The organism is Flavobacterium sp. (assembly GCF_965277525.1).
GTDB lineage: Bacteria > Bacteroidota > Bacteroidia > Flavobacteriales > Flavobacteriaceae > Flavobacterium.
Window position 1 is genome coordinate 69,253 of record NZ_CBDIDC010000010.1, and the last position, 12,546, is coordinate 81,798.

Below are 12,546 nucleotides of genomic sequence, written 5' to 3' on the forward strand. Positions count from 1 at the left end.
TAGCGTACTTTACGGTAAAATTTTCAAGTTTCAGGTTATGCTACACACAAACCTGAAACTAAAAAAACTTGAAACTTTTATTCTTCTTGTTTTTTATCTTCGTTAAACTTCTTAATAATTTCTTTTAGCTTTTCTTTACGTGCAATTTCAGCCTGTTTTACTTTGTTTTGGGCTTTGTGCAATTTGTCATTGTGCTTTTTGATATTCCTTTCGTTGTTGCGTCCCATTATATTTCTCTTTTAATTTCTTCTAAAGTTTTCTCGGTGTAAATTAATTCGTTGATAATTTGTTTTCGTAAATCATCGATATCATCATAATCAAAATGCTTTGCCCATGACGTTAATTGCTGCAGATTTCTAATCTGTTTGATTCGTTTTGTGGTTTCGAAACTGGTTCTCAAAATAGGTTTCCCATCATATTTTGGATTCTTTTTATGCTGATACGTTACATTATTTTTATCAAAATCAGCTTCAATATAATATAACTTTTCTTCGGCATTATCAGGATAAAACTCGTTCCAGTTAGCAAAACCTATTTTTGTTTTCGATTCGGTTTCCGGCTCCATAGCCACTAAACGCCACTTACTGTTGGCTAATCTTCCCCAATGATTCGAAACGCGATACATTCCGGCTTCGGTATAATAATAGGTACTTCCTGCTTTGCTTTCAAACTGCTTCTTTAAACCTTCTATTTCATTTGAAAGTACTTCATGGAAAACACAAAATGTATTTTTGAACGAATTAGGATGTGGCTTAAAGTTTTTTTGCATGTGCAAATATACTGAGATTGTCAAGAACTCCCTAAAACAAACATAAATTGATTAACTTTGTACCTTTAATTTTAAAATAAAAAAGTCATGTCTAAAGATTCACAGGAAAAAATGTTGCAAAAAGGAGTTTATACAGGCATCATGGAGAAAGATGAAAACAACAATTATTTTTGTGGTGAATATCTTTTAGATTATAAGCTTGCACATGCCAATCACGCTGTAGGTGATTTGATTACTATTAAATCAGTAATCGAAAATCCAAGTGATATTAGTTACGATAAATATCCTAAGAAGTCCAAAAACTTTCATAAAGCGAATCAGAAACCTGAGGATAAATAGAAAATGTTTCAGATTTTCTTTGTTTCAGGTTCAAAATGAAGGTTTAACTGTAAAGGTCGCCGAGATTTTTCGCAAAGTTCGCAAAGGTTGTTCAATACAAAGCTTTCCGAACTTTGTGTTTTTATAAACCTCCTAATTAAAAAAATTGTGTGCTTTGTGGTAAATTTATCTGTATTTAATTTCACATTTTACAACTAACTTCTAACTTTTAACTTTTTTAGTAGTGAATATTTTTTGCTTCAAAACCAAAAAGTTAAAAAAAAGTGTACCTTTGCAAAAAATTTGTCTTTTTGAACAATTAATTTCAATTTCAAACTAATAGACAAGTAGTTACCTTATTTATGAAAAAAATAGTTGAATACCGCAAGTTACTAAACGTAGACAAAACTGCAGAGTTAAAAGATTTAAAAACAATCTATCGTAATGCGATGAAAGAATCTCATCCTGATAAATTTCAAGGTGATGATGCAGGTTTGAAAGAAGCTGAAGAAAAAAGTAAAGCTATCATTGAGGCTTATCACTTTTTGGTAAGTATTAACCCTGAGACGATTAAAGCAAACTTACCTGAATACACAGAGACTATCGCAACTTCATCGATTACTGATTATAAATTTGTTGAAGGTCGTTTGATCATCGATTTTTCTAACGGAAGTGTTTACGAATACATCAGTGTTCCTAAAGCAACTTACGTAAAAATGGTAAATGCTGATTCTCCTGGAAGATTCGCAAAAAGACACATTTTGAATTCTTTCACATGGAGAAAGAAAACGAATCAAGAATAGTTTTATACTTAAATATTTACAAAAGCACTCCCTTAAAAGAGTGCTTTTTTTATGCAAAAAAAATAAAATTTTATCTATTTAAATTCATAATAATAATCTAATTAAGAGTTTTAAATCAAATTAAGCCAACAAACACACTGATTAGATGCGAATTACACCTAAAAAAACTATAACAAAATTTTAGGTTACAAAATTCTGTATGTTTTATAATTTTAGATACTTTTGTTGCACAAATCAATTAACTAATTAATTTTTTATAATGAAAAAAATACTTTTTTTACTAACCGCTTCTGTAGCGATTATTTCATGCAGCAAAGTTAAAGACGGAGAATACCTAATTACCGGAACTGCAACAGGAATTGAAAATGGAAAAACAATCATTCTTCAAGGTCTTGATCCAACTACTAAAATGGCAGTTGCTCTTGATACAGTAAAAGTTGAAAACGGAAAATTTGAAATCAAAGGAAAAGTAACTGAACCAGCTTTTCATACATTAATCGTTCAAGGTGCTAACGGACCAGTTCCTTTTATCTTAGAAACAGGAGAAATTACTGTTGCAATTGATAAAGACAGTATTCATAAATCTAAAGTTTCCGGAACTTACAACAATGATGAGTATGTAAAATTCAACGAGGATTTAACTAAAACTCAAAAAAGCTTAGTTGATTTTCAGAAAAAGAATACTCAAAAAATGCAACAAGCTCAACAAGCTCAGGATACAGCAACTATCAATGGTTTGATGAAACAATACATGACGTTACAAACAGAAGTACAAGAGAACTCTAAAAAGAAATATTTAGCTTACGCTGAAACTCACCCAAAAGCGTTCATTTCTGCTTTGATTATTCAAAGTATGATCTCTGATCCAAGTGCTGATATTAAAAAGACAGAAAGCTTATACAATGCTTTAGATGAGTCTGTAAAAAACACTACTCCTGGAAAAGAAATCAAAACAAAACTAGGTCAAGCAAAAATGCCTGCAGTTGGTGCATCAGCTCCTCCTGTTGGTAGCCCTAACTGAAGAGCAGATTTTTCAGCTCCTAACCCGGAAGGAAAAGTAGTTTCGCTTAAAGAAAGCTTAGGCAAAGTAACTATTGTTGATTTTTGGGCCTCATGGTGCGGACCATGTAGAAAGGAAAATCCTAATGTTGTAGCCATCTATAAAGAACTACACGCAAAAGGATTGAATATTATTGGTGTTTCTTTAGATAAAGAAAAAAGCAAATGGACTGAAGCTATCGCAAAAGATGGCTTAACATGGACTCAGGTTTCTAACCTAAAATTCTGGGAAGAGCCTATTGCAAAACAATACGGAGTAGAATCTATTCCTGCAACTTTTATACTTGATGCATCAGGAAAAGTGGTTGCACAGGACTTAAGAGGCCCTGAATTGAAAGCGAAAATTTTAGAGCTTTTAGCTAAATAATAGCAATATTAAGAATAAAAAAATCTCCCTTGGTGGAGATTTTTTTTGTTTTTATTATAGCAGCATTAAATTGAAAATAATTCAGAGATCAAGCGTAATCTTAGCTTTATACAAAAAGACGCTTAAATACCTCTTTAAAGGGTTAATTTAAAACATTCATAATCTTAATTTGCATTTCTTTAAATTAAGCAACAGCAAGCTAAAAAAAGCCTTTTCAAAAGATTCATTTATATGGACACAAATATTAATCAAAGTTCTAAAAGAAACCTTTCTCTTTATCGATAACTGAAATGGTGTTAGGTGAAAATAGAAATATATTTAAGTCTAATAACTCGACGCAAATTGCCATCAAAAGCGCTACCATTATAAATATTGCTAAAGATTTCAATTGACACTAAAGCATATCATCTCTATCAATATCGCAGGAACTCAAATTAATTTTCTTCCCCAATATTGGGAATTTAGATTTTTTAAATAAATAAGGAATTTATCTAAATTTTTGAACATAAAAAAAGTCCTAATTTTCATTAGGACTTTTTCGTGGGGAGAGCAGGATTCGAACCTGCGAAGTTCACACAGCAGATTTACAGTCTGCCCTCGTTGGCCGCTTGAGTATCTCCCCGAAGCTTGTATTGATGCGCTTTGTTTTGCTAAGCGGTTGCAAATATAGGAACGTTTTTAATGTTTACAAACTAAAATCGCACTTAATTTTAAGTTATTTTAAAGTTATTTTTTAATTCATTGAAATTGAATAAAATAAAAAGAGCTCCGATAGGAATATTTTTTTATTTATTTTAAAAAGTAAGATTATTCCTTTGATATATTTATGGTTTTTATTTTTATTTTAGATCTCTTTAGGCCTTCTAGCAGAGATTTTCCTTATACATCAAAAATAAAAGGTCGTAATAAATACTAAACAATACCATCATCAATAAAACTTCCTATTTAATTTCTTTTAAGATAAATTCGGCTATTTTATTGTAATCATTATTATAATGATGCGAACCGGGTAACTCAATGGTTTTAATATCCGATTCTGAAAAACGTTTACGAATTTCCACATCTTCTTCACTGCCAAAAAAACAAACCGGATTATATGCTTTAATTTTTTTCATTTCAGAGATAACATCATAATTATCATTTGAGCTTTCTAAACTAAGCATATCCGCAATATGAATTTCAAAATCGGCTTTGACATCGGGAGATAAAGCATAAACGCCTTTTATTTTTTCTTTTAATGCATCAGATAAATTAGCTGCTGTAAATGGAACAACAGAAGCTCCAAATGAATAACCTACAAGTACAAATGTTTTTTTACCCCATTGCTGTAGATAATGTTCAACAGCTTTAGAGACGGCATTAGAAGTTTCTAAAGGAGTTTTTGCAGTCCAAAAATACTTCTGAGCATCCAGTCCCACTACAGCAAGTCCTTTCTCAGCCAGTGCTTCACCAACAGACTGGTCAAAACTTGTCCACCCACCATCACCGGAAATCAAAAATGCAATGGGCAAAGCATCATCTTTAGTTTTTGTTGGAATTAATGTTAAAGGCATTTCAAAAGGCAATGGAGTAAGATGTTGTTCCTTAAGTAAAGGATTTTGTTCTAATTTTTGTTTCGCGTAATTTGGTGTACTTAAAATTTCTTTATAAGCATCTATAAATTGCGGCAGCCAGTTTTTTGTAACCGAGAAACCATGACCCACTTTTATTAATGTAATTAATTTTCCCTGGTTCATACCTTCCATATATTCTTTTGTGTCAGCATAATTACAAACCTGATCTGTAGTTCCCTGAAGTACAATAAAGGGCGCAGTTAATTTTTCTGTTTTTTCCAAATAAAAAGCCTTTCCTGCTTTTAAAACATGAGAAGTTAATCCTGATCCCTCACATAATGTTCTGTCCGTTTCTATATCAGGGCAAAAACCTAAAGCAATAGCACCGCTAAAAGTATTAGCAGGAGCCTGAGCCAACATACCATATACCAGAGTCGCTCCTGAAGAATAGCCCACCAGTATTGGTTTTAAATATTCTTTCATTTTTAATTTTTTTTGCAGCATCAGACTCAGTTCTTCAAAATCTCCGGCAGGATAATAACATTTTGATTTTTCTTTTTTAATTTCCTTAAAATAATGCTGAATATCAATACCTGCAACCAATGCTCCCTGATCAGCAATATTTTTGGCCATATCAATTACACCGCTGTTCCATCCTCCATCACCGGAAATAAACAAAACAACTGCAGTAGGAACTGTTTTGGGCTTGTATATAGTAACTTTTCCAAATGCTCCGATTTTTAGGGTATCTGCTGTTGAAGCTTTAATAGCATTGGTATTTAAAATAAAAACGGATAGAATAAATATAATTTTCTTCATATCATTATTTTTAGCATTGCGAAATAGTAAACTACGCTTTCTCATTAAACATTATTTGATATTGAAATAAATGAAACTTGTTTATAAACTTCTCCTACTCCCACTTATAAAACTACAAAGGGAATAATCAGGTTAATAAAAATCAAAATTGAACGTATATAAATATACAATATTTTTAAATAATTATAATTTAAAATAAGCTATTCTCCTCAAAAGCAAACAAATAAACCTTATCGATCCCATCTTATCGTATGTAATTTCAACACTATAAAGGATCAATACCAAAACTGTTAAATGCTAAAAAATACTGGCAAAAAAAAATCCAAATTCCCACTTAAAATGGAATTTGGATTTTTTATTTTTTAATGCATTTGAAAACCAATCGAGATTGGAATTTCAAAATTGAAATTTATATTTTGTTATTCTAAAACAAAACTCACGCTAACATTTGCAGTAACTTCGATTTCACCAATTGCTAAAGTTTCGTTTGAAGCTCCTGCTGAATCCATCGCCATAGACTTCATAGCTGCATACATAGGTTGCGGACGATAAACCTGAGTATTGTCAGAAATAGTATACGCTTTACCCACTTTTTGTCCTAAAACCGAAACATAGTCCTCTGCTTTTAATTTGGCATCTTTTATAGCCAATTTACGAGCCTCTGTTTCAAGTTGAACTAATTTAGAAGTTTCAAAAGAAACTCTGTCTATACGGTTAATTCCTTGCTGAACCAAACCGTCCATTAAGTCATCGTATTTAGATAAATCTTTTAATACAATTTCTACCGTTTGAGTAGCGTTATAACTTGTTTTCTTTTTGTCATAATCGTATTGTGGATTAAGAGCCACTTGTTTTGTTTTAAAATCTGCTGTTGGAACATTCATTTTTTTGATGAATTTTAAAACTGCGTCGATTTTCTCGTCGTTTTGTTTTTTGACGTCTTTAGCATTATTCCCTTTTGTTTCAACAGTAGCTGAAATACAAACCTGATCAGGTGCTACTTTTACTTTTCCTTCCCCGTTTACATTGATCTGAGGAATTTGTTTTGTTTCTTGAGCGTAAGACATAGTCATAAACATGATTGTTAAAAATAATACTGCTTTCTTCATTTTTGTTATATTTAAATTAATTGATGATCGAATTTCAAAAGTTGTGCCAATATTATAATTTCCCCAATTTTGCCATTACAAAAAGGATCAAAATAGGAATAGCCAATAGGATAACCATCAAACTATGGTCTGCAATTAAAGAAGGCTCTTTGATCAAAGTAATCAAATATCCACCTATAGCACCTCCAAAATGCGCTGTGTGTCCAATATTATCATTTTTGGCACGCATTCCGTAAATAGAATATAATAAATATAATATTCCGAATAGATAAGCCGGCATTGGTATGACAAAAAAGATTCCCAGCATCATATCAGGTTGCAATAATATTGCCGAATACAGAACACCTGTTACAGCTCCAGAAGCTCCAACGGCACGGTAACTATAATCGTTTTTATGAAAGAGCATTGTTAGTAAGCTTCCAAAAATCAAACTTCCAAAGTAAATCAATACAAAAGAAAAGGTTCCCAACCATTGTATTACTACAGGTGCAAAAAACCATAATGTAAGCATATTAAAAGCTAAATGCATGATATCTACATGCAAAAATCCGGATGACAGCATTCTGATTTGCTCTCCGGAACGAATACTCCCAACGTGAAATTCGTATTTTCTAAAAAAAGCAAGATCATTAAAACCTTTGTAACTGATCACAGCATTGGCAACTATAATCGCTATTAAAATGGTATTCATAAAAAATATTTAATGTGAATTGTAAATATAGTCATTCTTAAACATATGTTAGCGCCGAAGCAAAATATCAATGGTTATTCATTTTTGCTTTATATTTGTAAAAAAAATATACATGCAATTTCTCGTTTATTTATTAGCCTATCCTTTACTCTGGCTTATCTCTATACTCCCATTTCGATTATTTTACTTATTATCAGATTTTGTCTGTTTTATTATTTACAGAATCGTAGGCTACCGCAAAAAAGTCGTTCGCGAAAACTTAGCGCTTACTTTGCCCAACCTAAGTAAAATCGAACTAAAAGAAATAGAACGAAAGTTTTACCATCATATGTGCGATATGTTTCTGGAAACCATTAAAACAATGAGCATTTCACCTGAAGAAATGGACAAGAGATTTCGCGTTACCAATATCGAACTTGTAAATGAATATGCAAAAAAAAGCAAAAGCGTTATTCTTGTTGCTTCTCATTATGCAAGTTACGAATGGCTTTTGACCATTAACCCAAAAATTGATTTTAAAGGAATTGCCGTTTACAAAAGAGTTGCAAACCCCTATTTTGACAAGCTAGTTCGAAAAATACGCTCTAAATACGATACTGAATTAGTTGAAACAAGAAAAGCGATTCCAACTATGGCACAAAACCAACGTAACGGAATATTGAGCATGTACGGACTAGCAAGTGATCAATCACCCAAACTGGATCGAATTTTTCACTCGATGAAATTTATGGGTATTGAAGTTCCGGTGCATACCGGTGCAGAAATGCTAGCCAAAAAATACGATCTCAGTGTCATTTTTGTAAAGGTAAAAAAAGTAGCAAGAGGTTATTATGAAGCAACTTTTGTACCTATTGCAGATAATCCAAAAGATTATAAAAATTTTGATATTACAGAGAAATATTTAAGAGAAGTAGAAAAACAAATCTACGAAGCTCCTGAATATTATTTATGGACGCATAAAAGATGGAAACATAGGGTTGAATAAATTAAAAAAAATACCTCTTTCATAATTATGAAAGAGGTATTTTTTTTTGATGAATCGCTAAAAATTAAATTCCGGCAATTGCTTTTATTTCATCTATAATTCGAAGTGCCAGAACATCGGCTTGTTGCTGAGATGGAGCTTCAGTATAAATTCGAATGATTGGTTCTGTATTCGATTTTCTTAAATGTACCCATTCTGTAGCAAAATCAATTTTCACACCATCAATTGTTGTGATATCTTCATTTTTGTATTTTTCAGTCATCGCAACTAAAATTGCATCAACATCAATTTGAGGCGTTAATTCAATTTTATTTTTGCTCATGTAATATTCAGGATAGGAAGCACGCAAAGCTGAAACTGATATTTTTTTGTTTGCCAGATGTGTAAGGAACAAGGCCACTCCCACCAAACTATCACGTCCGTAGTGAGATTCAGGATAAATAATTCCACCGTTACCTTCTCCACCAATAATAGCATTATTTTTTTTCATCAACTCCACCACATTCACTTCACCTACAGCGCTGGCTTCATATTTTCCGCCATGAGCAACTGTTACATCACGCAAAGCACGAGATGACGACATATTAGAAACCGTATTACCGGGAGTTTTACTCAAAACATAATCGGCGCAAGCTACCAAAGTATATTCTTCTCCAAACATTTCTCCGTCTTCGCAAATAAAAGCCAAACGATCTACATCCGGATCAACTACTACACCCAGATCTGCTTTTTCTTTTACTACCAATTCAGAAATATCCGTTAAATGTTCTTTTAAAGGTTCCGGGTTGTGCGGAAAATGTCCGTTTGGTTCACAATATAATTTCACTACTTCGACCCCCATTAGTTCTAATAATCTTGGGATAATAATTCCTCCTGACGAGTTTACACCATCAACTACCACTTTAAATTTTGCGGCTTTTACAGCTTCAATATCTACTAAAGGTAAATTTAAGACCTCGTCGATATGGATATCCATATAAGCATCATTCACCGTTATTTCACCTAAACTATCCACATCAGAGAAGTCGAAAGCTTCTGCTTCAGCAATTTCTAAAATTTTTGCTCCTTCGTCTCCGCTCAAAAACTCCCCTTTTGCATTCAGTAATTTTAAGGCATTCCATTGTTTCGGATTATGAGAAGCTGTTAAAATAATTCCACCATCCGCTTTTTCTAACGGAACGGCAACCTCTACAGTTGGCGTTGTAGAAAGTCCAAGATCAATTACATTAATTCCTAAACCTACTAAAGTGTTTACAACAAGATTATGAATCATTGGTCCTGAAATTCTGGCATCACGACCAATAACAACTGTTAGTTTTTCTTTTGAAGTATTGTTTTTTAGAAAAGTACCGTACGCTGATGCAAATTTCACGGCATCAACAGGAGTCAGGTTATCTCCTACTTTTCCACCAATTGTTCCTCGTATTCCTGATATCGATTTTATTAAAGTCATTTTTGTGAGTTATGGTTATCATTTACAAATATAGAAAAGTTGCTGAGTTACTAAGTTGCTAAGTGGCTAAGATTTTCTAAAAAAGTTGCTGAAGGGCTAAGTGGCTAAAGTTCTAAGATTCCTAAAAAATCTTAAAAAAATGTCAGTTAAGAGACTGAGCCACTAGGATTTTGAAATAATCCTGAGTTATTGAGTGCAAAAAGCAAAATAATATAACAAAATGATTTAAAAAAGTTTTTATACATTTACAAGAATAAGCTCAGATTCTCAGCTTCTGAGCAACTTAAACTCAAAAAAATGAATTTCCTAGCCCACATTTATTTGTCCGGAAATAATGATTTAATCAAAATCGGCAATTTTATGGCCGACGGAATTCGCGGGAAACAATTCGAACATTTCCCTGAAGATGTACAAAAAGGTATTATTTTACATCGATCTATAGATACATACACAGATTCGCATGATGTTTTTAGACAAAGTACGAAGCGTTTACACGAAAAATACCATCATTATGCCGGAGTAATTGTAGATATTGTTTACGATCATTTTCTAGCGAAAAACTGGACAAAATATTCAGACGAAAAACTAGACGATTTCATTAATCGATTTTACAAATCATTACACGAGAATTATCCTGTTTTAACCGAAAAAACACAGCGCATAATGCCTACCATGATTCAGGAAAACTGGCTTTCGAGTTATCAAACTGTCGAAGGAATTCATTATATTCTGACTCAAATGGATCGAAGGTCAAAAAACCTTTCAAAAATGCAGTTTGCCAGTAAAGAATTGGTCGAATTTTATGCTGAATTTGAACAAGAATTTACAGTCTTTTTTGAGGATCTCAACCAACATACAAAAAATAAATTACACACTTTATAAATCGACAAGATTTCACAATATACATTTCTTCTTTATGAAAAAAATAGCATTCTTATTCAGCTTTATTTCAATATACAGTTTCGCACAACAAACCGCAAAACCGACCGGATTAGTAGCAACAAAAGCAATGGTAGTTTCTGCACGTCAGGAAGCTTCAAAAGTTGGGGCAGAAATTATACAAAAAGGAGGAAATGCATTTGATGCCATGATTGCGACCGAATTAGCGCTCGCAGTTGCCTACCCTTATGCCGGTAATATTGGCGGAGGCGGATTTATGGTTTACCGAAAAGCAAATGGCGAAGTTGGTTCCTTAGATTATCGCGAAAAAGCACCATTAGCAGCAACAAAAGATATGTTTCTGGATAAAGATGGAAATGTAATCAAAGGTAAAAGTACTGAAACCGCTTTAGCAATTGGTGTTCCCGGAACTATTGCGGGAGTTTTTGCCGTTCATAAAAAACTAGGTTCTCTTCCAATGTCAGAAATTCTTAAACCCGTTATTGCTTTAGCAGAAAGAGGTGTAGTGGTAACAAAAAAACAAGAAAAAAGGCTTCAGGATTATCACGATGTCCTTGTAAAAGTAAATGGACCAAATACATTATTAGCAGGGAATTTTAAAGAAAATGACACAATCAAATATCCTGCTCTTGCAAAAACCTTAAAACGAATTGCAAAAAACGGAAGGGATGAATTCTATAGAGGTGAAACGGCAAAAGTATTGGTTAATTATCTTCAGAAAAAAGGCGGGATTATAACGCTTAAAGATTTGGAGAAATATGAAGCCAAATGGAGAAAACCATTACAGTTTAATTATAAAGATTTAAAGATTACATCGATGGCACCACCAAGCAGTGGCGGAATCTGTCTGGCACAAATCATGAAAATGATTGCCCCTTATGATTTAGCAAAAATGGGACCTAATACTGAAGAATCTATTCAGGTAATTGTGGAAGCTGAAAGAAGGGCTTATGCTGATAGAAGTCAGTTTTTAGGAGATCCTGATTTTGTAAAAATTCCAATCAACGGATTATTATCTGATTCTTATCTAAAAGAAAGAATGTCAAGTTTTGATGTAAATAAAGCCAGTTTATCATCCGAAATAAAAGAAGGAAAAGTAAATTTTAACGAAAGTACAGAAACCACTCATTATTCTATTGTTGATGCACAAGGAAATGCAGTTGCCGCAACCACAACATTAAATGACGGTTATGGATCAAAATATTATTGTGATGAATTAGGTTTCTTTTTAAATAATGAAATGGACGATTTCAGTGCTAAACCCGGATCTCCAAATATGTTTGGTCTGGTAGGAAATGAAGCTAATAGCATTGCACCTCAAAAAAGAATGTTAAGTTCCATGACGCCTACAATTGTAGAAAAAAACGGAAAATTATTTATGGTTGTTGGCTCCCCGGGAGGATCAACCATAATTACAAGTGTATTACAAGCTATTTTAAATGTTTACGAATATAAGCTGAGCATGCAGGAAGCAGTAAACGCGCCTCGCTTTCACCATCAGTGGCTCCCGGATTTAATTACCTTCGAACCCAATGCTTTTGACGCAAAGACTATAGATCAACTCAAAGCAAAAGGATATTTAATCAATGAAAAAACTACGCCTGTAATTGGTAAATTAGATTGTATTTTAGTTTTGCCTGACAACAGGCTTGAGGGTGGTGCAGATTTTCGCGGAGATGATGCCGCCGTTGGTTTTTAAAGTTAAAAAACAGATTTATCC

At 32.9% G+C, this 12,546-nt stretch carries 12 protein-coding genes, 1 tRNA gene and 1 pseudogene; 7 read left to right on the forward strand and 7 right to left on the reverse strand.

The genetic code is table 11. The features are described from left to right. Window positions 1-77 precede the first annotated feature (77 nt). On the reverse strand, window positions 78-227 hold the full coding sequence (locus ACQY44_RS20870; protein ID WP_428232206.1) for a hypothetical protein: 150 nt from the start codon (window positions 225-227) through the stop codon (window positions 78-80). Beyond that, window positions 227-769 carry a hypothetical protein gene (locus ACQY44_RS20875; RefSeq protein ID WP_428232207.1) on the reverse strand — a complete coding sequence of 181 codons (543 nt, stop codon included), beginning with the start codon at window positions 767-769 and terminating at the stop codon, window positions 227-229. Before ACQY44_RS20875 ends, ACQY44_RS20870 begins: the two co-directional genes overlap by 1 nt. A gap of 87 nt (window positions 770-856) precedes the next feature. Here ACQY44_RS20875 and ACQY44_RS20880 point away from each other — a divergent pair, with 87 nt between their 5' ends. The 4 genes and pseudogenes from ACQY44_RS20880 to ACQY44_RS20895 all read left to right on the forward strand — a co-directional run. Then, window positions 857-1,108, forward strand: a complete 252-nt coding sequence (locus tag ACQY44_RS20880; RefSeq protein WP_428232208.1) for a hypothetical protein — start codon at window positions 857-859, stop codon at window positions 1,106-1,108. A 341-nt stretch (window positions 1,109-1,449) separates the two neighbouring features. Continuing rightward, window positions 1,450-1,890, forward strand: a complete 441-nt coding sequence (locus tag ACQY44_RS20885; protein WP_041515768.1) for a KTSC domain-containing protein — start codon at window positions 1,450-1,452, stop codon at window positions 1,888-1,890. A gap of 259 nt (window positions 1,891-2,149) precedes the next feature. After that, window positions 2,150-2,911 carry a DUF4369 domain-containing protein gene (locus ACQY44_RS20890; protein WP_428232209.1) on the forward strand — a complete coding sequence of 254 codons (762 nt, stop codon included), beginning with the start codon at window positions 2,150-2,152 and terminating at the stop codon, window positions 2,909-2,911. A gap of 18 nt (window positions 2,912-2,929) precedes the next feature. After that, window positions 2,930-3,316: pseudogene (locus ACQY44_RS20895) on the forward strand (peroxiredoxin family protein); the annotation flags it as partial. Window positions 3,317-3,857: 541 nt separating this feature from the next. On the opposite strand, the gene ACQY44_RS20900 reads toward ACQY44_RS20895, so the two are convergent. The 4 genes from ACQY44_RS20900 to ACQY44_RS20915 form a co-directional block, all read right to left on the reverse strand. After that, window positions 3,858-3,938: transfer RNA gene (locus ACQY44_RS20900), tRNA-Tyr, on the reverse strand. A 319-nt stretch (window positions 3,939-4,257) separates the two neighbouring features. Further along, complete coding sequence (locus ACQY44_RS20905; RefSeq protein ID WP_428232210.1) at window positions 4,258-5,688, reverse strand: AcvB/VirJ family lysyl-phosphatidylglycerol hydrolase; 1,431 nt, start codon at window positions 5,686-5,688, stop codon at window positions 4,258-4,260. A 419-nt stretch (window positions 5,689-6,107) separates the two neighbouring features. After that, window positions 6,108-6,797 carry an SIMPL domain-containing protein gene (locus ACQY44_RS20910; RefSeq protein WP_428232211.1) on the reverse strand — a complete coding sequence of 230 codons (690 nt, stop codon included), beginning with the start codon at window positions 6,795-6,797 and terminating at the stop codon, window positions 6,108-6,110. A 52-nt stretch (window positions 6,798-6,849) separates the two neighbouring features. Beyond that, complete coding sequence (locus ACQY44_RS20915; protein ID WP_428232212.1) at window positions 6,850-7,488, reverse strand: rhomboid family intramembrane serine protease; 639 nt, start codon at window positions 7,486-7,488, stop codon at window positions 6,850-6,852. Window positions 7,489-7,600: 112 nt separating this feature from the next. On the opposite strand from ACQY44_RS20915, the gene ACQY44_RS20920 reads away from it, so the two are divergent. After that, window positions 7,601-8,473: a lysophospholipid acyltransferase family protein gene (locus tag ACQY44_RS20920; protein WP_428232213.1), complete on the forward strand. Its 873-nt coding sequence runs from the start codon at window positions 7,601-7,603 to the stop codon at window positions 8,471-8,473. A gap of 64 nt (window positions 8,474-8,537) precedes the next feature. Here the strand turns inward: ACQY44_RS20920 and glmM are convergent, their stop codons facing one another. Further along, window positions 8,538-9,926: a phosphoglucosamine mutase gene (gene glmM / locus ACQY44_RS20925; RefSeq protein WP_428232214.1), complete on the reverse strand. Its 1,389-nt coding sequence runs from the start codon at window positions 9,924-9,926 to the stop codon at window positions 8,538-8,540. Window positions 9,927-10,223: 297 nt separating this feature from the next. On the opposite strand from glmM, the gene ACQY44_RS20930 reads away from it, so the two are divergent. Both ACQY44_RS20930 and ggt read left to right on the forward strand, forming a co-directional pair. After that, window positions 10,224-10,808, forward strand: a complete 585-nt coding sequence (locus ACQY44_RS20930) for an ACP phosphodiesterase (protein ID WP_428232215.1) — start codon at window positions 10,224-10,226, stop codon at window positions 10,806-10,808. Window positions 10,809-10,842: 34 nt separating this feature from the next. Continuing rightward, the gene (gene ggt, locus ACQY44_RS20935; protein WP_428232216.1) at window positions 10,843-12,525 is read left to right on the forward strand and encodes a gamma-glutamyltransferase; all 1,683 of its coding nucleotides are present in this window, start codon (window positions 10,843-10,845) and stop codon (window positions 12,523-12,525) included. The last annotated feature ends 21 nt before the right edge of the window (window positions 12,526-12,546 follow it).